Source organism: Ruegeria sp. THAF33, from assembly GCF_009363615.1.
In the GTDB taxonomy this organism is placed as follows: domain Bacteria; phylum Pseudomonadota; class Alphaproteobacteria; order Rhodobacterales; family Rhodobacteraceae; genus Ruegeria.
The window spans coordinates 1,462,879-1,485,013 of record NZ_CP045384.1; the positions used below are offsets into that span (position 1 = coordinate 1,462,879).

The 22,135-nt window shown below is 57.8% G+C and carries 25 protein-coding genes and 1 tRNA gene; 15 read left to right on the top strand and 11 right to left on the bottom strand.

The genetic code is table 11. From position 1 onward, the window contains the following. The first annotated feature begins 88 nt into the window (after nucleotides 1-88). Entirely contained in the window at nucleotides 89-1,492 is a 1,404-nt protein-coding gene (locus tag FIU92_RS07335; protein WP_152457948.1) for a PLP-dependent aminotransferase family protein, read from the top strand. Between the two features lie 3 nt (nucleotides 1,493-1,495). Here the strand turns inward: FIU92_RS07335 and FIU92_RS07340 are convergent, their stop codons facing one another. Further along, nucleotides 1,496-1,861, bottom strand: a complete 366-nt coding sequence (locus FIU92_RS07340; RefSeq protein WP_152457949.1) for a nuclear transport factor 2 family protein — start codon at nucleotides 1,859-1,861, stop codon at nucleotides 1,496-1,498. Between the two features lie 243 nt (nucleotides 1,862-2,104). Between FIU92_RS07340 and rplM the strand changes: the two genes are divergently transcribed. Together rplM and rpsI are read left to right on the top strand one after the other, a co-directional pair. After that, a complete protein-coding gene (gene rplM / locus FIU92_RS07345) occupies nucleotides 2,105-2,563 on the top strand; it encodes a 50S ribosomal protein L13 (protein ID WP_152457950.1) in 459 nt (152 codons plus the stop codon). Nucleotides 2,564-2,569: 6 nt separating this feature from the next. Then, a complete protein-coding gene (rpsI, locus tag FIU92_RS07350) occupies nucleotides 2,570-3,055 on the top strand; it encodes a 30S ribosomal protein S9 (RefSeq protein WP_152457951.1) in 486 nt (161 codons plus the stop codon). 70 nt (nucleotides 3,056-3,125) lie between these two features. On the opposite strand, the gene FIU92_RS07355 is transcribed toward rpsI, so the two are convergent. From FIU92_RS07355 to FIU92_RS07395, 9 genes are all read right to left on the bottom strand, one after another. Next, on the bottom strand, nucleotides 3,126-4,286 hold the full coding sequence (locus FIU92_RS07355) for an ABC transporter substrate-binding protein (RefSeq protein WP_152457952.1): 1,161 nt from the start codon (nucleotides 4,284-4,286) through the stop codon (nucleotides 3,126-3,128). Nucleotides 4,287-4,311: 25 nt separating this feature from the next. Beyond that, nucleotides 4,312-6,198 (bottom strand): long-chain fatty acid--CoA ligase, encoded by a 1,887-nt coding sequence (locus FIU92_RS07360; protein ID WP_152457953.1) that lies wholly within the window; start codon nucleotides 6,196-6,198, stop codon nucleotides 4,312-4,314. A gap of 5 nt (nucleotides 6,199-6,203) precedes the next feature. Beyond that, on the bottom strand, nucleotides 6,204-6,977 hold the full coding sequence (locus tag FIU92_RS07365) for an ABC transporter ATP-binding protein (protein WP_152457954.1): 774 nt from the start codon (nucleotides 6,975-6,977) through the stop codon (nucleotides 6,204-6,206). Next, the gene (locus FIU92_RS07370; RefSeq protein ID WP_152457955.1) at nucleotides 6,974-7,738 is read right to left on the bottom strand and encodes an ABC transporter ATP-binding protein; all 765 of its coding nucleotides are present in this window, start codon (nucleotides 7,736-7,738) and stop codon (nucleotides 6,974-6,976) included. Before FIU92_RS07370 ends, FIU92_RS07365 begins: the two co-directional genes overlap by 4 nt. Next, the gene (locus FIU92_RS07375; protein ID WP_152457956.1) at nucleotides 7,735-8,832 is read right to left on the bottom strand and encodes a branched-chain amino acid ABC transporter permease; all 1,098 of its coding nucleotides are present in this window, start codon (nucleotides 8,830-8,832) and stop codon (nucleotides 7,735-7,737) included. The genes FIU92_RS07370 and FIU92_RS07375 overlap by 4 nt, the downstream gene beginning before the upstream one ends. 3 nt (nucleotides 8,833-8,835) lie before the next feature. After that, complete coding sequence (locus tag FIU92_RS07380) at nucleotides 8,836-9,711, bottom strand: branched-chain amino acid ABC transporter permease (protein ID WP_152457957.1); 876 nt, start codon at nucleotides 9,709-9,711, stop codon at nucleotides 8,836-8,838. 75 nt (nucleotides 9,712-9,786) lie between these two features. Further along, on the bottom strand, nucleotides 9,787-10,815 hold the full coding sequence (locus tag FIU92_RS07385) for a zinc-binding dehydrogenase (RefSeq protein WP_152457958.1): 1,029 nt from the start codon (nucleotides 10,813-10,815) through the stop codon (nucleotides 9,787-9,789). Nucleotides 10,816-11,015: 200 nt separating this feature from the next. Next, a complete protein-coding gene (locus FIU92_RS07390) occupies nucleotides 11,016-11,573 on the bottom strand; it encodes a hypothetical protein (RefSeq protein WP_152457959.1) in 558 nt (185 codons plus the stop codon). A gap of 260 nt (nucleotides 11,574-11,833) precedes the next feature. Further along, nucleotides 11,834-11,923, bottom strand: a tRNA-Ser gene (locus FIU92_RS07395). Between the two features lie 123 nt (nucleotides 11,924-12,046). On the opposite strand from FIU92_RS07395, the gene FIU92_RS07400 reads away from it, so the two are divergent. From FIU92_RS07400 to FIU92_RS07440, 9 genes are all read left to right on the top strand, one after another. Next, nucleotides 12,047-12,889, top strand: a complete 843-nt coding sequence (locus FIU92_RS07400; RefSeq protein WP_152457960.1) for a DUF2059 domain-containing protein — start codon at nucleotides 12,047-12,049, stop codon at nucleotides 12,887-12,889. Beyond that, nucleotides 12,889-13,689 (top strand): DUF2059 domain-containing protein, encoded by an 801-nt coding sequence (locus FIU92_RS07405; protein ID WP_152457961.1) that lies wholly within the window; start codon nucleotides 12,889-12,891, stop codon nucleotides 13,687-13,689. The genes FIU92_RS07400 and FIU92_RS07405 overlap by 1 nt, the downstream gene beginning before the upstream one ends. A 219-nt stretch (nucleotides 13,690-13,908) precedes the next feature. After that, nucleotides 13,909-14,520 carry a 50S ribosomal protein L21 gene (locus FIU92_RS07410; protein ID WP_152457962.1) on the top strand — a complete coding sequence of 204 codons (612 nt, stop codon included), beginning with the start codon at nucleotides 13,909-13,911 and terminating at the stop codon, nucleotides 14,518-14,520. 11 nt (nucleotides 14,521-14,531) lie between these two features. Then, on the top strand, nucleotides 14,532-14,801 hold the full coding sequence (gene rpmA / locus FIU92_RS07415; RefSeq protein ID WP_039535512.1) for a 50S ribosomal protein L27: 270 nt from the start codon (nucleotides 14,532-14,534) through the stop codon (nucleotides 14,799-14,801). A 95-nt stretch (nucleotides 14,802-14,896) separates the two neighbouring features. Continuing rightward, nucleotides 14,897-15,505 (top strand): LysE family translocator, encoded by a 609-nt coding sequence (locus tag FIU92_RS07420; RefSeq protein ID WP_152457963.1) that lies wholly within the window; start codon nucleotides 14,897-14,899, stop codon nucleotides 15,503-15,505. Then, entirely contained in the window at nucleotides 15,502-16,038 is a 537-nt protein-coding gene (locus FIU92_RS07425) for a GNAT family N-acetyltransferase (protein WP_152457964.1), read from the top strand. The genes FIU92_RS07420 and FIU92_RS07425 overlap by 4 nt, the downstream gene beginning before the upstream one ends. A 38-nt stretch (nucleotides 16,039-16,076) precedes the next feature. Then, nucleotides 16,077-17,111, top strand: a complete 1,035-nt coding sequence (gene obgE / locus FIU92_RS07430) for a GTPase ObgE (RefSeq protein ID WP_152457965.1) — start codon at nucleotides 16,077-16,079, stop codon at nucleotides 17,109-17,111. Further along, entirely contained in the window at nucleotides 17,099-18,205 is a 1,107-nt protein-coding gene (gene proB, locus FIU92_RS07435; protein WP_152457966.1) for a glutamate 5-kinase, read from the top strand. Before obgE ends, proB begins: the two co-directional genes overlap by 13 nt. A gap of 33 nt (nucleotides 18,206-18,238) precedes the next feature. Further along, nucleotides 18,239-19,501, top strand: coding sequence for a glutamate-5-semialdehyde dehydrogenase (locus tag FIU92_RS07440; protein WP_152457967.1), 1,263 nt, complete (start codon nucleotides 18,239-18,241; stop codon nucleotides 19,499-19,501). Here FIU92_RS07440 and FIU92_RS07445 read toward each other — a convergent pair. Next, nucleotides 19,498-20,094 (bottom strand): histidine phosphotransferase family protein, encoded by a 597-nt coding sequence (locus tag FIU92_RS07445; protein WP_152457968.1) that lies wholly within the window; start codon nucleotides 20,092-20,094, stop codon nucleotides 19,498-19,500. The two genes, FIU92_RS07440 and FIU92_RS07445, sit on opposite strands and share 4 nt — an antisense overlap. A 43-nt stretch (nucleotides 20,095-20,137) precedes the next feature. Here FIU92_RS07445 and FIU92_RS07450 point away from each other — a divergent pair, with 43 nt between their 5' ends. The 3 genes from FIU92_RS07450 (at nucleotide 20,138) to FIU92_RS07460 (ending at nucleotide 22,025) form a co-directional block, all read left to right on the top strand. Continuing rightward, nucleotides 20,138-20,320 (top strand): DUF3553 domain-containing protein, encoded by a 183-nt coding sequence (locus tag FIU92_RS07450; RefSeq protein WP_050602459.1) that lies wholly within the window; start codon nucleotides 20,138-20,140, stop codon nucleotides 20,318-20,320. A 108-nt stretch (nucleotides 20,321-20,428) separates the two neighbouring features. Continuing rightward, complete coding sequence (locus FIU92_RS07455) at nucleotides 20,429-21,184, top strand: GNAT family N-acetyltransferase (RefSeq protein ID WP_152457969.1); 756 nt, start codon at nucleotides 20,429-20,431, stop codon at nucleotides 21,182-21,184. After that, nucleotides 21,171-22,025 (top strand): 1-acyl-sn-glycerol-3-phosphate acyltransferase, encoded by an 855-nt coding sequence (locus tag FIU92_RS07460; RefSeq protein WP_152457970.1) that lies wholly within the window; start codon nucleotides 21,171-21,173, stop codon nucleotides 22,023-22,025. Before FIU92_RS07455 ends, FIU92_RS07460 begins: the two co-directional genes overlap by 14 nt. Nucleotides 22,026-22,135: the final 110 nt, after the last annotated feature.

The following is a 22,135-nucleotide window of genomic DNA, read 5'->3' on the forward strand; positions in this document are numbered from 1 at the left end:
TTTCAAATTGTATTGACACAAAACAGTATTGCTTGGTACATAAATTTGATACATTCGAAATTGTGTCAAAGGCAAAGGAAGAATTGTAATGGATACAATTTGGCCGGAGGCTCTGCCAAAATCCAAGGGTCCGAAATACACATTGGTTGCTGACGCAATAAGAAAAGCCATTGGTGACAAGAAATTAGATGTTGGCGCCAAGCTTCCGCCGGTTCGTGAACTGGCGTATCGCCTGCAAATCACACCTGGTACAGTCGCACGTGCCTATACGATCCTGACTGACGAAGGCTTGCTCCACGCCGAGGTTGGGCGTGGTACATTTGTGGCCCCGCCGAAATCACCGATTCTAGATGATGTCTGGGCCAGGCAACTGCATCTGAGGGAAGACAAGTACAACGCCAATGTCAGCCTGTTCAGCCCGCGTTTGCCGGATGCGGGGCAGGTCGCGCTTATCCGGGAATGCCTGCAAAAGGTTTCGCAAGCTGATCCCGGGCTATTTCTGAATTACCCCACGCGGGACGCGTATATACCCATGAGGCAATCGGTCGTGGATTGGCTGTCGGATCTGCCGCTGGGCCCGCTGACCCATGACGACATCGTCTTGACCCATGGCGGGCAGAACGGATTGTGTCTGGTGTTCCAGACCATCCTGCGCGGACCCAAACCAATCGTGTTGGTTGAAGACCTCTCTTACGCCGGGTTCCGTCGGGCCGGAGAGTTGATGCGCGCCGAAGTCATTGGCGTCAAGATGGACAAATGGGGCATCGATCCGGCGTCGATGGAGCATGTTTTGCGGCAAACCAATGCTCAGGCCGTTTGCGTCTCGCCAGAAGTTCAGAACCCCACCGGCATCCACACGCCGCTGGCACGCAGGAAAGAGGTCGTGGACGTCGCCCGGCGCTTCGACCTTCAGATCGTGGAAGACGATTGCTATCGCATGGGGGAGGCGCGCGAACCCAGTTATCGCGCGCTTGCACCCGAGCGGGGCTGGCACGTGTCGTCCATTTCAAAGATACTCACACCGGCTTTGCGCGTGGGCTTTGCCATTGCCCCAAAGGATCGCAGCGTCGATCTGCGCCGATCGGCCGAATATGGGTATTTTGGCCTGGCTCAACCCTTGGCCGAACTTACCCGGTTGCTGCTGTCGGATCCGCGTACCCGCCAGATTGCACAGGATGTTCGCAAACGGATGGGCGATTATGTTCGGATCACCGTCAATGCGCTGGGTGGTTTCGATCTGAACTGGGCATCGGATGTGCCTTTCGTCTGGCTGAACCTGCCATCGGGGTGGCGGTCTGCCGCGTTCAGCCGCGCGGCAGAGCGGGAAGGCATTCAACTCAGATCAGCGGATGAGTTCGCCCTGCGCGACGGGCGCGCCCCAAACGCCGTACGTATCGCAATGAATGGCCACGTTTCGTTGGAACGGTTCGAGGACGCAATGCTGAGGTTGCGCGCTTTGCTGGACAATCCGCCTGAACAGATCAGCGTCTAGCATTCAACTCAGCGGCGGCGGGTCGCCAAAGAATCCGGCCAGATGGGCAATTTTTCCGTCCTCGTCCAATCGAATGAAATCATGCCCGGCCACCATGATTTCGCCGTCGGGGGCCACCATATGCCACTTGAAGTGGACGACATCATGGTGCGACACAGGACTGCTGGTGATTTCGACACGCCCATTCGAAGTCAAAAGGACTTCGCCGATATGTGCACTCAACTGCTCTCGGCCTGAAACATCGGCTGTCGGATCCACGTAACGACCGTTTTCCGCAAAGCACCGGGTCAGAAGCGCAAGCCGTTTTTCGGCGGACTCTTCCTGCCAGGCCGCGCCATAGTTTTCAATCGTGCGCATCAATTCCTGCATGCGACCCTCCGTGGTTGAGCATGATCAATTCCAACCGAGTGTATCAGAGTGTCGAAATTGGGGCGATTTCCGTGCTGAAAACGTGGGGTAAAATAATACCTATTTAACAAGCCATTGTTTTAAAACATTTTAAATGGCGTTTGGTCGCTTGACGTGGCGGTCACGGGTGTCTAGATACGCATCCATCGAATTCGGGCCGCCTCGCTTGGGGCGGTCTTTCACATCAAACAGGACTATCCTGCCATGAAAACCTTTTCTGCAACACCTGCAGACATCGACAAGAAATGGATCCTGATCGACGCCGAGGGCGTTGTTCTGGGCCGTCTTGCGTCGATCGTCGCCATGCGTCTGCGTGGCAAGCACAAAGCGTCGTTCACCCCGAACATGGACATGGGCGACAACGTCATCGTGATCAACGCTGACAAAATCCAGATGACCGGCAAGAAGCGCGAAGAAAACTTCTACTGGCACACTGGCCACCCGGGCGGCATCAAGTCGCGCACCAAACAGCAGATCCTGGAAGGTGCTCACCCCGAGCGTGTCGTGACCCAGGCGGTCAAGCGCATGCTGCCGGGCAACCGCCTGTCGCGCAAGCAGATGACCAACCTGCGCGTTTATGCCGGTGCCGAGCATCCCCACGAGGCGCAAGCGCCCGAAGTTCTGGACGTCAAGTCCATGAACAAGAAAAACACCCGGAGCTAATGACCGATGGCTGATCAGATCAATACTCTCGAAGAGCTGAGCGCCGTCGCAGGCGTTGAAACCGTGGCCGAAGAAGTCATCGTGCGTGAACCCGTACGTGACGAGCTGGGCCGTTCCTATGCCACCGGCAAGCGTAAAGACGCTGTTGCCCGCGTTTGGATCAAGCCGGGTTCCGGCAAGGTCACCGTGAACGGCAAGGATCAGGACGTCTATTTTGCACGCCCCGTTCTGCAACTGATCCTGCGCCAGCCGTTTCAGGTTGCTGGTGTAGAAGGCGAGTTCGACGTTGTCGCCACGGTCAAAGGCGGTGGCCTGACCGGTCAGGCCGGTGCGGTCAAGCACGGCATCTCGAAGGCGCTGCAACTGTACGATCCCAACCTGCGCGGCGCTTTGAAAGCTGCTGGCTTCCTGACCCGCGACAGCCGCGTTGTGGAACGTAAGAAATTCGGTAAGCGCAAAGCCCGCCGTTCGTTCCAGTTCTCCAAGCGTTAATTCGCCGGGGACACCCAACAAAGAAAGGGCTCGCAATTGCGAGCCCTTTTGCATTGTTTTGCGGGAGATCTTATTCTTCGTAAACCAGTTTCCACGCGCCGTTTTCAACGACATTGACGAAAACCGTATCCGCCCCCTGGTGATCATCCGGGCCATAGGTAATGTGGTTGCCGACCAGGTCATCCTGATAATCCAGTGACTCCATCGCTTCGATAAAGCTGTCATGGGTCAGGTCAGGGCCCGCGGCCTCAAGCGCCTTGACCATCATTTCGGCAGCGGAATAGCCCAACATGGCAAATCCAACCGGATCTTCGCCAGTCGCGGCCTTGTATTCTTCGATAAATGCCGCCGGGGCAGGTTGATCCGCACGCGCCCAAAGATCCTGCCACGAGGCTGCTGCATAGAACCCGTCAGTCACCCCACCGGGAACCTGCGCCACGACAGTCAGGAAACTGGCCGAAGTGCCCAGGAACTTCATGTCCGTCAGGCCCATCTTCTTGGCGGTGCCAACTACGGTGATCGCTTGTCGCACGCCAAGCGCCATGGTGACGATATCGCAGCCTTCTTCCTTGAGCTTGCTGAGCGACCCGACAAAATCCGTCTCATCCGGCTTGTGGGTCGTTTCAGATCCAAAAGCGATCCCGGCTTCTTCGGCGCCGGCCTTGCTGCCTTCAAGAATTTCCTCGCCGAAATCTGTCGGCAGATACATGGTGCAAACCGTCTTTGATCCAAATTCGCCGGCCAGATATTTCACACCGACACGCGCCTGATCATAGTAGGTCGAGAAAGACGTGAACTTGTTTCGCATCGGTTCCTGCAACATCTGACGCGCAGCGGTCAGAGGTGCCACGTTGGGAATGCCCTTGGGATCCAACAACTTGAACCCAGCCATGTTCATCGGCGTGCCAAGCGATTGCAGCATGGCGAACACCTTGTCGCGGTTCAGCAGTTTGTTGTAGCCCTGCATCGCACGCGGCATCTGGTATCCGTTGTCCTCGACCACATAGCGGATTTTGCGCCCGTGTATGCCACCGGCTTCGTTCACCCGGTCGAATACCACGTTGGCACCTTTGGTCGCCGGGACACCCACCGCGGCAAAAATGCCGCTCAGGTCGTTGACGGACCCGATGACAATCTCATCATCCGTCACGCCCTGCGTCTGAGCCCAACCGATGCTTGCCGAGGCGGTCAACGCCGTGGCGGCGGCCAGCCATTTGAATGACTTCTTCATCTTTCTCCTCCCGAAAACTCTTTGGCTAAGTGTACATGTCTTCAATCAGATGTCCGTGTTTCTTTTCGACCAGGCCGCGTTTCAGCTTCATTGTGGCGGTAAGCTCGTCATCCTCGGCGGTCAGCAGAACGTCGATCAGGCGAAAATCCTTGATCTGCTCGACCCGTGCGAATTCCTTGTTCACCGCGGCCACTTCGGCGCCGATCAGCTCCTTGACTTCGGCCGCGGCGCAAAGCGAGGCAAAGTTCGAGAAAGGGATTTTCTGGTCTTGCGCATATTTTTCGACATTTTCCTGATCGATCATGATCAGCGCCGTGAGGTATTTGCGCCGGTCGCCGATGATCACCGCGTCCGAGATGTAATGGCTGAACTTCAGCCGGCTTTCGATTTCGGCCGGGGTTATGTTCTTGCCACCGGCGGTGATGATGATGTCTTTCAACCTGCCGGTGATGGTAACGTACCCGTCCTTGTCGATACGTCCCATATCGCCGGTGCGCAGCCAGCCATCGGCAGTAAAACTTTCCGCCGTCTTTGCGTTGTTGCGCCAATAGCCCTGAAAGATGTTCATGCCTTTGAGTTGAATTTCACCTTCATCCGAGATGCGGATGTCGCACCCCGGGACGACCTTGCCGATGGTTCCGATCTTGTTGCTTTCCACGGTGTTGAGTGTGGCAAGGCCGGACGTTTCGGTCATGCCGAAGCCCTCGACGATCGGCACGCCGATGGCCCAGTACCATTTCAACAAATCCGCCGAAATAGGCGCAGCACCCGTGCCACCCCGGCGCAGTTTGTCCAAACCGAGCATCCGGCGCAAATTCTTCAGAACCAACTGATCCCAAAACCAGAACCGGGCTGCGATGGCGGCGGGAACGGGTTTTCCTGAACTCACGTAATCGGCCCGCCGTGCGCCGGCCTTCAGGGCAAGACCGTATGCCATTCGACCCAACGGCGTTGCATCCTGCGCCAGGATTTGCACATGCGCATAGATCTTTTCCCAAACTCTCGGCACCGCCGTGAAGGTCGAAGGCGAGACCTCTTGCAGATTTGCAAAGACCGTCTCGGGGTTTTCCGCGAAATTCACGGTGCAGCGGGCGGCCAGCGGGAAATAGACGGATACGTCGCGTTCCAAGATATGGCAGAGGGGCAGGAAACACAGTTGTTCGTCACTGGACTGCGTCGGCAATGTCCAGGCACCGGCCTCGATGCCGGCCAGGATGTTTTCATGGCTCAACATCGCACCCTTGGGCTGGCCGGTGGTGCCGGATGTATAAACCAGCAAAGCTGTATCCTGAGGTTTGGCCAATGCGATTTCGGCTTCGAACCGTCCCGGATCTTCCTGTTCGGCCTGCTGGCCCAAAGCGTAAAGATCGTCGATCATCATGCAGCGCGGATGGGTCAGGTCATGCAAGCCTTCGTCTTCCAGAATGATCACCTTGATCAGATCCGGAACTTGATTTTCGACTTCCAGAAACTTGTCCAGATGCTCTTCGTCCTCGACGATGAGGAACTTGCTGCCACTGTTGTTGACCAGATATTGCAGTTGATTGGCCGAATCCGTCGTGTAGACGCCAGAAGAAATACCCCCGACGCACTGAATACCCATATCGAACCACATCCATTCCTTGCGGTCCTCGGACAGGATCGAAACAACGTCGCCGCGTTCCAGGCCCAGCTTGCGCAGGGCAAGCCCGATCCACTTGGCGTGCTGCCAGTAGTCGGCCCAGGAATATGACTTCCAGATGCCTAAATCCTTTTCGCGATGGGCTGTACGATCCCCCAGTTCCGCGCAACGGTGTTGAAACAGCATGCTGATGGTGGTGCACCCATCCACGCGCAACGGGCGTTGTCCGGGGGTTGCATTCAGTTCAACGCCGTTGATCTTGACCTGCAAGGCGAGGGGCGTGGCATCCATCTTGCTTACCTCCACGTCTTCTTGCGTTTCCACCGGCGGCTTTCGCGTGCGCCTTCTTCCTGCACGCCAAGATAGAAGTTCTGGATGTCTTCGGATTTCAGCAACGTATCCGCAGCGCCGTCCATGACGATGCGGCCTACCTCCATCACGTATCCATGATGCGCCAGCCGCAACGCCGCATTGGCGTTCTGTTCGACCAGCAGCATCGTCATATGCTGTTCTTCGTTCAGACGTTTCAGAATGGCGAATATTTCCTGCACCAAAAGCGGTGACAGACCCAGCGACGGCTCATCCAGCAGCATGATGCGGGGACGGGCCATCAGCCCCCGTCCGATTGCCAGCATTTGTTGCTGCCCGCCCGAAAGGGTGCCGGCCTCTTGCGTGCGACGATCTTTCAGAACGGGAAAGTAACTGAAAACAAGCTCGCGATCCTGGTCGATCTGCACTTTGTCCGTTCGGGTATACGCGCCGAGGCTCAGGTTTTCATCGACGGTGAGCAGAGGAAACACCTCGCGCCCTTCGGGTACATGCACGATCCCGCGCTGGACGACGGTATGCGGCTCGGCCCCCTGAATGTCGTCTCCATCAAAGGTGATCGTGCCTTTTTCCGGGTCCATCACCCCCGAGACGGTTTTCATCAACGTCGTCTTGCCGGCACCGTTTGCGCCAAGGATCGAAACAATCGTACCTTCGTGAACGTCCAGCGAAACACCGCGAATGGCCATGATCGGGCCATAAAAGCTTTCGACATTTCGGATTTTCAGGATTGGCGCGCTCATGAAGCCTTCCCAAGATAGGCTTCGATCACTGCCGGGTGCGATTGAACTTCGGCCGGGGTCCCAAGCGCCAGTTTTGCGCCGTCTGCCATGGCCAGAACCCGGTCTGACACGCCCGAGACCAGGCCCATGTCATGTTCTACCATCAAAACGGTGATGCCCATCTGCCGTCGGATATCATCGATCCACCAACGCATGTCCGTTGTTTCTTCCACGGACAACCCCGAGGCCGGCTCATCCAGCAGCAAGAGTTTTGGGTCAGTTGCCAAAGCCCGTGCAACTTCGACCACTTTGCGCACGCCGTAGGGCAGCCCCGATATCATCTTGTCGCGATAGGCTTGCAGGTCGAGAAAGTCGATGATCCGTTCGACTTTATCGCGGTTTTCCAGTTCCTGTCGTTTTGCCGACGGGGTGAACAGAATCTCGGAAATCAAGTTTGTCCTGCGGTGGCGATGCCGTCCGACCAGCAGGTTTTGCAGAACGGTTGCGTGTTCGAACAGCTCGATGTTCTGAAATGTCCGCGCTACGCCATAGGCGGCGACACCGGACGGTTTGACCCGAAGCAGATCATGACCGTCATACCGGATCGCCCCGTCAACGGGATCGTAGAACCGGGAAATCAGGTTGAAAACAGTGGACTTGCCCGCACCGTTTGGACCGACGATAGCAAAGACTTCACCTTCCCGAACGTCGAATGACAGGTCATCCACCGCCGTCAGGCCGCCGAACTTGAGGGTGACATTTTCGAACTCCAGCAAGCTCATCTCAGACGCTCCGTCTTGAGATAGGATTTCTGCCGTTTGAACATGTCTTTTCGATAGAAGGGGAACAGCTCGAACCACGTGCGGATCTTCAGCCAGCGGCCATAGATGCCCATGGGTTCGAACAGGATGAAGGCGATCAGAATCATGCCGAAGATGCCGAACTCCAACCCCGGAATGGCGACTGTATTGCCGCCGAACAGGGCACCGGCATATTCTTTTGAGATCGACAGAAACTGCGGCAGGAACCCGATCACGATCGCGCCCAGAAATGCGCCATGGATCGATCCCAGCCCGCCGATGACGATCATCATAAGCAGTTGGATCGAGATCAGAACACTGAAGGTTTCGTTGTTGAACGCTCCGGCGAACAACCCCATCAGCGCCCCGGCCCAGCCCGTCACCGCGCAGGACAACGCGAATGAGATCATCTTTGTCCGCGCGATGTCGATGCCCATCGCCTGGGCCGAAACCTCAGAGTCGCGCACCGCGATGAAGCTGCGCCCCAAAGGCGCGCGCAGCAGGTTGATATATCCCAGTGTGACCAGAACGGCGACGGTCAGGACCAGCCAGAAAAACTGATCGGGCGTTCCCCAGCGGTCCACCAAATGGCCGAAGATTTCGACCCCGCCGACATATTTGCCCGCAACGCCGCCGGTGATGGGTTCGGACAGAACGATGATGTCGTCCATCAGGATCGAAAGAGCCATGGTGAAGATGGCCAGATAGATGCCATGCAGGCGCAGGGCAGGGATCGCAACGGTCACGCCCGCGATCCCCGTCAGGATGCCGGCCAGCGGAAAGGCGAGAAGAAAGGGCACCCCGGCCTCAATCAGGGCAACGTTGGCATAGCAGCCAAAAGCCAGAAAGGCCGCGTGGCCCAGACTGACTTGCCCTGTATGCCCGGTCAGGACCATCAGACCCAACCCGGCGATGGCCCAGATCAGGACGTTGGTCAGCTCGCCGAGATAGAACTCATCCAGCCACCAGGGGGCTGCGGCAACCACCGTCAGAAGGATCAGATACAGGACAAGCTGGTAACGGTCTTTCCACGGGCGGATATCCTGCATGTAGTCGGTTTTGAAGATGATCCGCATGGCTCAGACCTTTTTGACCCGAACCTGACTGAACAACCCGTTGGGGCGAAAGATCAGCACGGCAAGCAGCAGGGCGTATGGCGCGATCTGGCTGTAACCCGCCGCGATATAGCGGCTGGCGAAAGGCTCGATCACCCCGACGACAAGACCACCGGCCAGCGCCCCGGGCAGGCTTCCGAACCCGCCGATGACGGCGGCGGCAAATGCCTTGATGCCCAGCAATCCCGTTGTCGGATCCACGGCGCCCTTGGCGGCGAACAGAATGCCTGCAATCCCCGCCACGATCCCGGCCAGCGCCCAGATGAACCCCTGAACCCGCTTGACAGGCACGCCCATGTAATACGCCGCCAGCTGGTTTTGCGACGCCCCCTGCATAGCCAGCCCGAGCTTGGAACGGTTGAAAAAGACGTAAAGGCCCCATGTCAGCAGGATGGTGACGACGATAACGGCGACATCCTCCAGCCCCAGCACAAGGCCGCCAAAGCGCAGCTCTTTCCCCGCAAGCGGGTTTTGCAGCGTTTGCGGTTCGTGCCCCCAGATCAATCCGGCCACGAAACGGATCACGAAGCCCAGTGCGATGGTCAGGATAACGACGGCGGTCTGACTTTCGCCAAACAGGCGACGGATGATCAGGCGATCCAGAAGATATCCCAATGCCCCCATGATCCCCAGCGAGATCGGCAGGGCCTGCCAGAACGGCAGGCCCATATATTCGGTATTGGTCAGGCCGATGGTGACAAAGGCCCCCAGCATCATGAAATCGCCCTGCGCGAAATTTACCGCTTCGGTCGCCTTGTAGATCAGAACAAAGCCAAGCGCGATCAGGCCATAGACACACCCGTTTGCCAGTCCGCTGATCAGCAGCTGCGCGTTATCCAAACTGTCCTCCCTCGACCGGTTTGCCGGTGTCGCGTTCCGCCCGCGCGCATCCTCCGGTGACGCGGGTTTGTTCTACTATGGCGTTATTATCACCTTGCCGTCACTCTTTTTCAGCGCATCAGCCAGGTTTGGCACAAGATTTCTGAGTGTAAGGTGTTCAGAAACATCCGTTTTCCAGCGCCCATCGGCAAACCGGGCCTGAACCTCGGCCACGACACGCATCTGATCGGCGGGCGGGGTCGACATCATCCAGCTTGTCAGCCAGAACCCTTCGATCCGCTTTCCCATGAAAATCAACTGCCCTGTCTGAGTCAGCGACGGCGCCTCGGTAGACAGCTTGCCATAACTGATCCAGCGCGCCCGGTTGGGCATGGCACAGAACAATTGTTCGGACAATTGGTCCGTTACGGCATCTAGAAACACGCGCGGTTTCAGCTGCGCGCTCAGATCCGCAAACTTTGCGACAATGTCTTCGTCGGTTGTCACAAGCACTTCGGCAGCGCCAAGGTCTTTCAACATCTCTGCGGTCTCGGCCCGACGCACCAAAGCGATCGGCTTCAAACCCAGATCCCGACCAAGGCTGCACATCAGCTTGCCCAACTGGCTGGTCGCGGCTGATACGACAAAGGCATCGCCGTCGGCCTTGGCCATATCCACCATGGCCATCGCCGTCATTGGATTGACGATCTGGGCGGCCCCGTCATCGTCCGAGATATCAGGGCGCAGAGGGATGCACATCTGCATCTGCGTGACGACATACTCCGCCCAGGCCCCCGATCCGGCGGCGACGAACGCGACGCGTTGCCCTTGCAGGGCCTCGGCGCCCTTGCCGGCGGCTACGACGTCTCCGCATCCTTCAAAGCCGGCGGGGGATCCCTTGACCCTAGGCTGCCCGTATTCCCCCTTGATGAAATGCAGATCGGACGGATTGACCGAAGCCGCGCGCAACCGGATCAGCACCTGGCCCGGGCCGGGTTCCGGCTTGGGAACTTCTGCTTCTTCCAACCAGTCGGCGGCGTTTTCAATGGCCGGTCCGGTGGCGGTACCGGAATACCCGTCATGCTTTAGGATTGCGGCGAACATAGTCTGGGGCAGGTCGGTCATCGGTTGATCCTCGAATTTGGCTGAATCAAAGCGCGCCCCTTGTCCGAAAAGCCTCAGACCAGTCGGGCAGGGCGCGGGCTTTTTGTCAGGCACAGCCAATCAAAAGCCGTGCAGGAGGTCAATTCAACGACACCGTAACGTAGGGGCAGCGCAAATGCGCCCTTGGGAAAAGGCCGACCGGTGGATCGGCCTTCAACACTTTACTGTTGGGTCAGCAGGTTGGTCAGTTCCTGAATTTTCTGAACAATCGTTTCAGGCGAGTCCTTGATATCATTCACAATTTTGATCGCCTGATCTTTCAGATCGGTGGCCAGAGTGCTGTCCTGAAGGGATGTCATAATGCCATCATAGTCGAAGTTGGTCGGGTCCAGCTTGCCTTCCTGAATCCACGAGTTCAGCAACTCCTGCCCTTGACCGGCCAGCGCGGCCACCTGATCGCTGGCCTCCTGAGCCGCATCGGAGGCCTGATCCGCCACCGATGACGCCGCTTCGCTAGCCTGATCTGCAACCGATGACGCCGCTTCTGTCGCTTGGTCCGTCAGCGACGAAGCTGCTTCGGCGGCTTGTTCGGTCGCTGCATCGACAGCGTCAGAGGCAGCGTCCTGTACAGATGAAGCCGCGTCTGTCACAGCTTCGGCGGCTTCTTCTGCCGCGGTTTCCAAACGCTCGGCGGGTGTGGGTTCGGGTTGATTCAGGTAATAGTATCCGCCGGCGCCAATTGCGGCGATGACGATGGCAAGAATAAGAGTACGCGACATGGGTGTCTCCTTTGGAAATTGTGTCGCCGGAATGCGCTAAAAATAACTCAGGTACAAAGGGGAATTCCCGATAATTCTCAGCAGAATAGAGTATAAGCCGGGCTATGCTCATTGTCCTTTGAAACGCGGCAAGAACACGCCGGCACAAAGATGTCGCGCCCTGTTTTGGCGGCGATCCGCCGGGAATGGCCCGCAGCCGCAACCAATTTTCGGGCGCTTCTTGTGGGCCAAAAGGCAGCATTGAGCCTGCGTTGGGATAGTGGCGGAGAGACAGGGATTCGAACCCTGGGTGGGCTTGCACCCACAACGGTTTTCGAGACCGCCCCGTTCGACCACTCCGGCACCTCTCCGCGGGGGTCTGTGAGGGGGGGATTTAGTGAGGAACGGGCAGGGGTGCAAGCAGAAAATTCGGGAATTGAAGAAACCCGGGATTTTCCGTTGCCTGCCAGCGCAAAACTCCTAGTCTGATATCCATGATACAGTTTGTACGCCGCTCCGCCTTTTGGTTTCTGGCCCCGCTCTTTGCGCTTGTTCTAATCCCTTTGGAACTTTCCGCCGCCAGCCGTGATCGGATAGAGGCCTTTCTGACCACAACCGGGTTTGATGTTGCCCTGGAAAGCATCGCGCTGAGCTCGAGGTCTGCCCCTCAGATGCTGGGGATTGATCCCGATGGCTTCGGATCGGACTGGACGCGTCTGGCAAACGAAGTTTTTGACGTCGGTGCCATGCACGAAACCGCGGTTTCCATCCTCGAACAAACCTTGAGTGATGAGGCCCTGACACACGCGGTTGACTTTTATGCATCGGATCTGGGTCAGCGCTTGGTAGAGGCCGAAAACGCCTCGCATATGCTCGAGGACGATGAGGCCAAGCAACTGGAAGGCCAAAAAATCATCGCAGACCTGATCAAGGACGGATCGCAACGGGTCGAGAGTTTCAAGCGTATGAACAAGGCGATCGATTCGACCGGTACCGCAGTACGGGCCCTGCAAGAAATTCAGGTGCGTTTTCTTCTGGCAGCCAGCGCATCAGGTGTCATTGACCTGCAACTTGATGCGGATGAATTGCGTGCGCTGATGAAGCGGAACGAAGCCGGTATGCGCCAGTCGCTGCAACTGTCCAGCCTTGCGGGGGCAGCGTATACCTATCAGGACTTTTCCGATGCGGATGTCGACTCGTATGTCGAGGCGCTGGAACAACCCCTGATGCAGGAAGTGTATGAACTGCTGAACGCGATCCAATACGAAATCATGGCCATGCGGTTCGAAGTACTTGCGGCCCGAATGGCCGAACTGCATCCCGCGCAGGATATTTGATGCACCGCGTTTTTCTGGCGATTGCGTTTGTTCTGTGGGGCGCTCAATTGCTGGCCGATCAAAGGGTCGACCGGCTGGCGCAGGCCATGCATCTTTCGCATGTGATGGAAATTCTCGTACAGGAAGGTCAAGGGCACCGCGAGGAACTTGACGAAACGCTGTTGGACAATACCGGCGGCGCGTTTTTTGAAGCGCAGGTCAAAGACATTTACGAACCGGTCTGGATGCAGAAATTCCTGACGGATGCCTTTGAGGCGGGTCTGTCCGTTGCGCAGCTTGATCAGGCGATCCTGTTTTTCGAAAGCGATCTTGGTCAGACGATCGTGTCGCTGGAAAACTCGGCCCGGCAGGCGATGTCGGACCCGGCCATCGAGGACATGGCCCGCGAAGCTTACGAGTCCGTTGAGCGCGACTCGACTCGTTTCGAGTTGGTCGATGAGTACATCCAGGCAAATGACCTTGTCGAAAAGAACGTTCATGGGGCGCTGAGTTCCGACTACAGCTTCTTTCAGGGTCTTGATGTCGACGCGCAAGGCGACGATCAGGAATTGCTGGCCGAACTTCTGTCACAGAAAGAAAGCCGCGCAGCGGAAACCGAGGCGTGGCTTTATTCCTTTCTTCTGATGGCCTATCGGCCGTTGGACGAGACCCAGATGCGTGAGAATATTGCGTTCTCCAGAACCGAAACCGGGCGCGCCCTGAATGAGGCGCTGTTCGACGGCTTTGACCGCATGTTCAACGATATCTCTTTCCGGTTGGGGCGGGCGGTCGCACAGACACTTAGGGCGTCTGATCTCTGACGACGCTTTGGTGTTGACTTTTCCCGGCGATCTATGGATAAGCGCGCATCCCGGCCGGTTTTCCGTGCCGGGTATCGTTATTATTTGACCCTTGGGATGTCCTGATGGTCATTCACACAGCCCGAAAAGGGCGCGCTGTTCGAGGTGGCTTTCAAGTGTCTTGGAGCCGGAAACTCCCGAAAGGGGACCACAGAACGCGGTTAGACAAAGGAAAGACGCATGTTTGCGGTCCTCAAGACTGGCGGCAAGCAGTACAAGGTTCAGGCGGGTGATATCCTCCGCGTTGAAAAGCTGGCTGCCGACGCAGGTGAAAAAGTTCAATTCAACGATGTTCTGATGCTGGGTGGCGACGCTCCGGTCGTTGGCGCACCGTTCATCGAAGGCGCGGGCGTTCAGGCCGAAGTTATCGAACAGATCAAAGGTGACAAGGTCATCAAGTTCGTCAAGCGTCGTCGTAAGCACAGCTCGAAGCGTACCGTTGGCCACCGTCAGAAGCTGACACTGGTCAAGATCACCGACATCCTGTCGTCGGGCGCTGACAAGTCGGGCATCAAGGCTGCAACCGGTTCGGCTCCGGCTGGCGAAGCGGCACCTGCTGCAAAGCCTGCCAAGAAAGCCGAAGCCAAGGCAGAGGCACCTGCCGCTGCTGCTGCGGACGATCTGACCAAGCTGAACGGCGTCGGCCCTGCCGCTGCCAAGAAGCTTGCCGAAGCCGGTATCGAGAGCTTTGCCGCTCTGGCCGCCTTGTCGGACGAGCAGATTGCTGCTATCGAAACGGTCAAAGTGAAACCCGAATGGGTTGAGCAGGCCAAAGAGCTGGCCAAAGGCTAAGGAGAGAGAGAATGGCACATAAAAAAGCTGGCGGTTCCTCCCGTAACGGCCGCGACTCAGCGGGTCGTCGCCTTGGCGTGAAACTGTATGGTGGCCAGGCTGCCATCGCAGGCAACATCATCGTGCGTCAGCGCGGCACCAAGTTCTGGCCGGGCGAAGGCGTCGGTATGGGCAAAGATCACACCATCTTTGCAACCACTGATGGCGCCGTGAAGTTCCACAAGGGGCTCAAAAACCGCACCTTCATTTCGGTCCTGCCAGTGGCGGAGGCCGCAGAGTAAGCCGAAACCCAGAAGGTTTAAGAAAAATTCATGGGGGACCGGCACAAAGTGCCGGTCCCTTTTTCGTTTTAACGCAGTCGTGATCAAACAAACCGATGACAGTCGCAACCACCAGTTTCCTGATCTTTGCCGCCAGCCAGGTCGGCACGCCAGGACCGGCCAACATGGTCCTGCTGGGTACTGGTGCGCGTTTTGGATTTCGCGCCGCGTTGCCTTTTGTCGGGGGTGTTATCCTTGGGAAGCAGTTGATCATTTGGCCGGTCGGCTTTGGATTGCTGCATCTCGCGGATCAGGCACCCGCGGTGTTTACGGTGCTTAAATACGCGTCAGCGGCCTATATTTTTTGGCTGGCGTGGAAGATCGCCAACACGCGTTTGTCGCGACAACAGGCTGAAGGGAACGCCCCCGGCTTTCTGGCCGGGCTGATTGTTCATCCGCTCAACCCCAAGGCCTGGGCCATGATCATTGCCGGTTTCACCGGGTTCGTGGCTGCGGGCACCCCCAGTTTCGAAGCGACGGTTACGATTGCTCTGTGTTTGTTGTTTTGCCAGGTGATCCTTCATCCGATCTGGACTTTTGCGGGCGATAGAATTGCCCATGCGGTTGAAGGACGACCCGTTGAAAAATATCTGATGTGGACGTTGGCAGGCCTTACGGTTGCGTCCGTACTTTTCGTGTTGTTCGGAGGAGGAACACACCCATGAAACTTGAAACAATAATAAATCAGCCGGTCATAGAAACCGAGCGGTTCGATCTGCGCCCTCTGCGTCGGTCGGATATGGGGCTGATCGAGCACTATGCCGGTGATGAGCGTGTGGCGCGCATGACGACGAGTATCGCACATCCTTTGGCCCCCGGCTCGACCGAGGCCTTTGTGACGCGCTCGATGGCCGAAGACCGGGACGAGGACGTCTGGGTCATGGATGCCACCAAGGACGGCGGTCCGGAACTGATTGGTCTGATCACGCTGAAGCGGCTGGATCGGAACCAGTCCGAAGTGGGCTATTGGGTGGCGCCGATCTACTGGAACACCGGCATTGCGTCGATGGCTGTCGAAGCACTGGTAAATGCTAACCCGCTGAAAAACGCGACGATGTTTGCCAGCGTGTTTCAGGACAATCCGGCATCGGCCCGGGTCCTGACTCATTGCGGGTTCCAGTATCTTGGCGATGCAGAAAGCTATTCGGTGGCGCGTGATGCGAATGTGCCCACCTGGACATACAGTAAAAAACTCTGACTTGTGGCCGATGGGGCCTTTGCAGTAGGGGACAGACCATGAAATTTCTCGATCTTGCAAAGGTCTACATCCGGTCCGGGGCCGGCGGTAGCGGCTGCGTCAGCTTCCGACGCGAAAAATACATCGAATACGGCGGCCCTGACGGTGGGGACGGCGGCAGGGGCGGGTCTGTCTGGGCCGAAGTCGTGGACGGGCTGAACACCCTGATCGACTTCCGGTATCAGCAGCATTTCTTTGCCAAGAACGGCCAGCCGGGCAGGGGCCAGCAACGTACCGGCAAGGATGGCGATGACATTGTCCTGCGCGTGCCTGTCGGCACCGAGATCCTGGATGAGGATGAAGAAACCGTTATCTGCGATCTGACTGAGGTGGGTCAGCGCGTTCTGCTGGCAAAAGGGGGCAATGGCGGCTTCGGCAATCTGCACTTCAAGTCAGCCACCAACCAGGCCCCCCGGCGTGCAAATCCGGGGCAGGCCGGCATTGACCGCACGATCTGGCTGCGTCTGAAGCTGATCGCCGATGTGGGCCTGCTGGGCATGCCAAATGCAGGCAAATCGACCTTTCTTGCAGCCACGTCAAACGCGCGGCCCAAGATCGCGGATTATCCGTTTACCACGCTGCACCCAAATCTGGGTGTCGTGGGGGTCGACAATGTGGAATTCGTGGTGGCCGACATCCCCGGCCTGATCGAAGGCGCGCATGAGGGCCGCGGGATCGGAGACCGCTTTCTTGGTCATGTTGAGCGCTGCGCCGTGCTGCTGCATCTTGTCGATGGTACCTCGGAAACGGTTGCCGATGACTACCGCACGATTATCCACGAGCTTGAGGCCTATGGCGGCGAGCTGGCCCAGAAACCCCGGATCACCGTCCTGAACAAGGTCGATGCACTGGATGACGAAGAACGTGATTTGGCCAAAGCCGAGCTTGAAGAGGCCGTTGGCGGCCCGGTGATGATGATGTCCGGTGTTGCTCATCATGGTGTAACCGAGGTTTTGCGCGCGTTGCGCGGCCAGATCGATGACAATCGTGTGCGTCAGAAACCCACTGAGGAGGCGCAGCCTTGGCAACCCTGACTTCAGCGCGCCGATTGGTTGTCAAAATCGGGTCGGCTTTGCTGGTTGATCGCGAAACCGGCTTGTTGCGCAAGGAATGGTTGTTTTCGTTGGCGCAGGATGTCGCATGGCTCAAGGGGCAGGGGACAGATGTAATCCTCGTCTCCTCCGGATCGATTGCACTGGGCCGCGGCGTTTTGGGTCTGTCCATGGCGACATTGCCGTTGGAAAAGTCGCAAGCTGCCGCCGCAGTCGGGCAAATTCGTCTGGCGCGCGCGTATGAAGAGGCGTTGACACCTCATGGGATCACCACGGCGCAGGTTTTGGTGACATTGGAGGACAGCGAGGATCGCCGCCGCTATCTGAATTCACGCGCGACCCTGGAAACGCTGCTGGGTTTGGGTGTCGTGCCGATCGTCAACGAAAACGATACCGTGGCAACGGATGAGATCCGGTATGGCGACAATGATCGTCTGGCCGCGCAAATTGCCGTGACCGTGGGGGCGGATCAGTTGATCCTGCTGTCGGATGTCGATGGCTTCTATTCGGGCAACCCCAACGAGGACGCCTCGGCCACGCGTTTCGAAACGATCGACACGATCACGCCCGAGATCGAAGCCATGGCGGGCGATGCGGGCTCTGGCCTGTCAAAGGGCGGAATGAAGACAAAGCTGCTGGCCGCCAAGATGGCCACCGGGGGCGGATGTGCGATGGCGATCACTGAAGGATCGGTTCTGAATCCTCTGAAAACGCTGGAAAATGGCGCGAACTCGACGTGGTTTACCGCAACGCTGGACCCGCATGCTGCGCGCAAACGTTGGATTTCGGCCATGAAACCGCGTGGCGAAATCACCATCGATGAAGGGGCTGCCAATGCGCTGGCAAATGGCAAAAGCCTGTTGCCCGCGGGTATTGTTGAAGTGACCGGCGATTTCGGGCGCGGCGACCCCGTTGCGATCCTTGACCCCAAGGCCCGCCGGCTGGCGCAGGGGATCAGCCGTTACACCGCGCGGGAGGCTGACGCGATCAAGGGGCGCAAGTCGTCCGAGATCGAGGCGACACTTGGATATCCCGGCCGTGCGGCCTTGATTCACCGGGATGATCTGGCCCTGTAAATACTGAAAAAGATGACCTGAAAGGCACGCGACATGAAAGACTTCGACAGCATTCCCGCTCTGATGGCTGATCTTGGGAAACGTGCCAAAGCGGCATCGCGCGATCTGGCTTTTGCAAACCCAGAACGCAAACATGCCGCCCTGATTGCAGCGGCCGACGCGGTTTGGGCCAATCGGGCGCAGATCATCGAAGCCAACCAGAAGGATCTGGAGTTCGGCCGCGAGAAAGGTCTGAGCCCGGCGATGATGGATCGGCTGATGCTGGATGAGGCGCGTGTTCAGGGCATGGTCGATGGTCTGCGCGCAGTGGCTGATCAGACCGATCCGGTGGGCGAAGTGCTGGCCGAATGGGACCGCCCGACGGGATTGAAAATCCAACGCGTACGCACCCCGCTGGGTGTGATCGGCGTGATCTATGAAAGCCGCCCCAATGTCACGGCCGACGCAGGTGCGCTGTGTCTGAAATCCGGAAATGCCGTCATTCTGCGTGGCGGCTCCGAGAGCTTTCATTCTTCGACAGCAATTCATGCCTGCCTGGTCGAGGGGCTGAAGGCCGCCGATCTGCCGGAAGATGCGATTCAACTGGTGCCGACACGTGACCGTGCGGCGGTTCAGGAATTGCTGACCATGACCGACTATGTCGACGTCATCGTTCCGCGCGGCGGCAAGGGGTTGGTCGGGCTGGTCCAGCGTGAGGCCCGTGTGCCTGTTTTTGCCCATCTTGAAGGCATCGTGCACATCTATGTCGACAAGGCCGCTGATCCGCAGAAAACGCTGGACGTGGTGTTGAATGCCAAGACGCGTCGTACCGGGATCTGCGGCGCTGCCGAATGCCTGCTGATCCACCAGGACATCGCCGAAACGCTGGGGCGTGACGTGATCGCCGCGCTGCTGAAAGCAGGGGTCGAGGTTCACGCCGAAGGCGCACTTGCGGTCGAGGGTACAATTTCCGCGACGGAGGAGGATTGGGGAAAAGAGTTTCTGGACAGCGTGATCGCGGCCAAACCCGTCGCCGATATCGATGCAGCCATTGCGCATATCCAACATTACGGGTCGAACCATACCGATTGCATCATGACCGAGGATGACACGGCCGTGGCCCGTTTCTTTGAGCGCTTGGATAGCGCGATCCTGATGCACAACGCTTCGACTCAGTTCGCCGATGGTGGCGAGTTCGGGATGGGCGCCGAGATCGGTATCGCCACGGGCAAAATGCATGCCCGCGGCCCGGTGGGGGCCGCCCAATTGACCAGTTTCAAATATCTGGTGCGCGGGAACGGAACGATTCGGGATTAAAAACGCAGCAAAATGCGGGTCGCGGCGGTTTCCACCGCAACGCGCCGACCCATCGCATGTGCCGTTTCCGGCAGCAGAGCGAACTGGACCTGCGCGGGGGTAATCTTGTTGGGAAACCGGCCGGTTGCGACGTGTTTCCATAAGGTATTGTCTACGTTCAACTTGTCGGCAGTTCCGGTCACTGTCCAATTGGTGCCTTGGTTCTCGATCTCAACCTCTCCGCCCATCGGCATGGCACTTTCGCAGCACATGAGCGCAAGGAACGCCAGCTTGATTTGGTTGCGCGGCATGGGCTCGGTCATATACCAGTTTACCCGCACCCGTCCGGTGCGTTCGATGTCCTTGAGCAGTTCGGCCACTTCGGCCCGGCCCAGCGGCTGTTCTCCTGCTGATCCGAAGGCAACCCGGAAAAACCGGATACGCGCGCCCGCACTGCCGACGCTGCCCGAGATCAACTCCATCTCGGGGCCCTGGACAGCACCAACCATGTCCAACAGCTCCAGCCCGTTGGTGATCGCCCCGATCGGGCTGATCAGATCGTGGCAGATCCGTGAGCCGATCAATTCAGCCAGGTTGACGTTCGTGTTGCCCATGCGTACCTCCTGCGGTATCTGCCGCAGGAACCGGAAGCCCCAAATGACAGACATGAATGCTATTCTTGCACCGGGCATGTTTGTTCGCCACCCGGATTTCCCCGAATGGGGTGTCGGACAGGTTCAGTCCAACATCGCAGGCAAGATCACCGTTAACTTTCGCGAGCAGGGGAAAGTGGTAATCGACGGAACACGCATCGCCCTGATGCCGGTCTTTGATCCGTGAAACTGGTTTAAGAAGAGTTAACGGAAAAGACCAGATCTCCACTTGTTGCCTTCCCCCGAAGAACTGAGGTATCAGCCGCGTTGATAAAACAGGATTGATAAGTCTGACATGCCGGACGCTGGCCCCTCGTTCACGATCAAACTGGCGGAAACCCAGGACGAACTGCGCGCAGCGCAGCGGTTGCGTTATGACGTATTTGTGCGCGAACTCGGCGGCGGAGGGGCTCTGGTCGATCATGTGGCCAGGCTGGAACGGGACCGGTTTGATCCTTATTTCGATCACATGCTGGCCATTGATGATGCGACCGGAGAAGTTGTCGGCGTTTACAGGCTGTTACCGGGTGATCGCGCCGCTGAATTGGGGCAGTTTTATTCCGAAGACGAATACGATCTGAGCGTTCTCAAGCAAAGTGGCCGCAAGTTGCTGGAACTGGGCCGGTCGTGCCTGCACAGGGACTACCGGGGCGGTACGGCCATGTATCATCTCTGGAATGGTCTCTCTCGCTATGTGGCCGAACGCCAGATCAAAGTTCTGTTTGGCGTCGCCAGCTTTCACGGCACGGATGTTCAGGAACTGGCCCAGCCGCTGTCGATGCTGCATCACAATCATCTGGCGCCGCCAGACCTGCGGGTGCGCGCCCAGCCGAGCGTGTTTCAGACCATGGATCTTGTCGCACCGGACGCGCTGGATCGTCGCCGTGCCATGGTACAGGTTCCGGCCCTGATCAAAGCCTATCTGAGGCTTGGCGGGTTTGTGGGTGAGGGGGCGTTTATCGATCATTCCTTCAACACCACCGATGTGTGCCTGATCCTGGATACGACCCGTATGAACGAGCGGCAGAAGCGCATCTATGGCGGAGCTTGATCCGGTGAATGATCCGCTTTGGAACAGTGAGGATGCACCGGATCCGATCGAACTGGGTTTTGTCGGCTGGATTCTGGTGATCCTGAGGGGCTTGCCCTTGGCCATCCTTGTGTTCGGTGGGCTGCTTGTTCTGTTGGCCATTCGATTGATCGAGTTGCCGCTTTTCGGTGTTCGTCGCCCCGTTACACCGTTCATCAGCCAGTTCGTGTGTCGAAACGCGTTCCGGATCCTAGGAATCGGATTTCGCTGCTCGGGCGCGTTGATGAAGGAACACGGTGCCGTTGTCGCCAATCACACATCCTGGCTGGATATCTTTGCCCTGAACGCCCGAAAAAGGGTCTACTTCGTGTCCAAGGCAGAAGTTGCAACCTGGCCGGGTATCGGGTGGTTGGCACGGGCCACCGGGACCGTATTCATCGAAAGGGATCGCAAAAAGGCGCGCGAGCAGACGGCGATCTTCGAAGAACGCCTGAAGGCCGGACACAAGCTGTTGTTTTTTCCCGAGGGCACTTCGACCGATGGATTGCGAGTTTTGCCATTTAAAACAACGCTCTTTGCCGCTTTCTTCGCAGACGAGCTGCGGGATTTCATGTATGTCCAACCGGTCTCGGTGGTGTTTCACGCGCCGAAAGGTCAGCCTGACCGGTTCTATGGCTGGTGGGGCGATATGGATTTCGCGCCTCATCTGCTCAAGACATTGGGCGCGCGCAGGCAGGGGGCCGTTGAACTGATCTATCACTCTCCCGCCCGGGTCAGGGATTTCGCCAACCGCAAGGAACTGGCGGCCCATTGCGAGGCGGCAGTGCGCCACGCGCATGCATTGGCGCGACTTGAAAAATAAGGCTTTGACCCTTGCACTGCCTTCAAACCTGCCGTATACGCGCGCCATTCAAACCCGCAGGCGGGGTTTGGGCCTTGTAGGGGAGACATCCCTATCTGGCCCGCCGGTTG

Excerpts from the sequence above, each read along its gene's own strand:
- FIU92_RS07335 (WP_152457948.1), top strand. The coding sequence starts at position 89 with ATGGATACAATTTGGCCGGAGGCTCTGCCAAAATCCAAGGGTCCGAAA.
- FIU92_RS07340 (WP_152457949.1), bottom strand. The coding sequence starts at position 1,861 with ATGCAGGAATTGATGCGCACGATTGAAAACTATGGCGCGGCCTGGCAG.
- rplM (WP_152457950.1), top strand. The coding sequence starts at position 2,105 with ATGAAAACCTTTTCTGCAACACCTGCAGACATCGACAAGAAATGGATC.
- rpsI (WP_152457951.1), top strand. The coding sequence starts at position 2,570 with ATGGCTGATCAGATCAATACTCTCGAAGAGCTGAGCGCCGTCGCAGGC.
- FIU92_RS07355 (WP_152457952.1), bottom strand. The coding sequence starts at position 4,286 with ATGAAGAAGTCATTCAAATGGCTGGCCGCCGCCACGGCGTTGACCGCC.
- FIU92_RS07360 (WP_152457953.1), bottom strand. The coding sequence starts at position 6,198 with ATGGATGCCACGCCCCTCGCCTTGCAGGTCAAGATCAACGGCGTTGAA.
- FIU92_RS07365 (WP_152457954.1), bottom strand. The coding sequence starts at position 6,977 with ATGAGCGCGCCAATCCTGAAAATCCGAAATGTCGAAAGCTTTTATGGC.
- FIU92_RS07370 (WP_152457955.1), bottom strand. The coding sequence starts at position 7,738 with ATGAGCTTGCTGGAGTTCGAAAATGTCACCCTCAAGTTCGGCGGCCTG.
- FIU92_RS07375 (WP_152457956.1), bottom strand. The coding sequence starts at position 8,832 with ATGCGGATCATCTTCAAAACCGACTACATGCAGGATATCCGCCCGTGG.
- FIU92_RS07385 (WP_152457958.1), bottom strand. The coding sequence starts at position 10,815 with ATGACCGACCTGCCCCAGACTATGTTCGCCGCAATCCTAAAGCATGAC.
- FIU92_RS07390 (WP_152457959.1), bottom strand. The coding sequence starts at position 11,573 with ATGTCGCGTACTCTTATTCTTGCCATCGTCATCGCCGCAATTGGCGCC.
- FIU92_RS07400 (WP_152457960.1), top strand. The coding sequence starts at position 12,047 with ATGATACAGTTTGTACGCCGCTCCGCCTTTTGGTTTCTGGCCCCGCTC.
- FIU92_RS07405 (WP_152457961.1), top strand. The coding sequence starts at position 12,889 with ATGCACCGCGTTTTTCTGGCGATTGCGTTTGTTCTGTGGGGCGCTCAA.
- FIU92_RS07410 (WP_152457962.1), top strand. The coding sequence starts at position 13,909 with ATGTTTGCGGTCCTCAAGACTGGCGGCAAGCAGTACAAGGTTCAGGCG.
- rpmA (WP_039535512.1), top strand. The coding sequence starts at position 14,532 with ATGGCACATAAAAAAGCTGGCGGTTCCTCCCGTAACGGCCGCGACTCA.
- FIU92_RS07420 (WP_152457963.1), top strand. The coding sequence starts at position 14,897 with ATGACAGTCGCAACCACCAGTTTCCTGATCTTTGCCGCCAGCCAGGTC.
- FIU92_RS07425 (WP_152457964.1), top strand. The coding sequence starts at position 15,502 with ATGAAACTTGAAACAATAATAAATCAGCCGGTCATAGAAACCGAGCGG.
- obgE (WP_152457965.1), top strand. The coding sequence starts at position 16,077 with ATGAAATTTCTCGATCTTGCAAAGGTCTACATCCGGTCCGGGGCCGGC.
- FIU92_RS07440 (WP_152457967.1), top strand. The coding sequence starts at position 18,239 with ATGAAAGACTTCGACAGCATTCCCGCTCTGATGGCTGATCTTGGGAAA.
- FIU92_RS07445 (WP_152457968.1), bottom strand. The coding sequence starts at position 20,094 with ATGGGCAACACGAACGTCAACCTGGCTGAATTGATCGGCTCACGGATC.
- FIU92_RS07450 (WP_050602459.1), top strand. The coding sequence starts at position 20,138 with ATGACAGACATGAATGCTATTCTTGCACCGGGCATGTTTGTTCGCCAC.
- FIU92_RS07455 (WP_152457969.1), top strand. The coding sequence starts at position 20,429 with ATGCCGGACGCTGGCCCCTCGTTCACGATCAAACTGGCGGAAACCCAG.
- FIU92_RS07460 (WP_152457970.1), top strand. The coding sequence starts at position 21,171 with ATGGCGGAGCTTGATCCGGTGAATGATCCGCTTTGGAACAGTGAGGAT.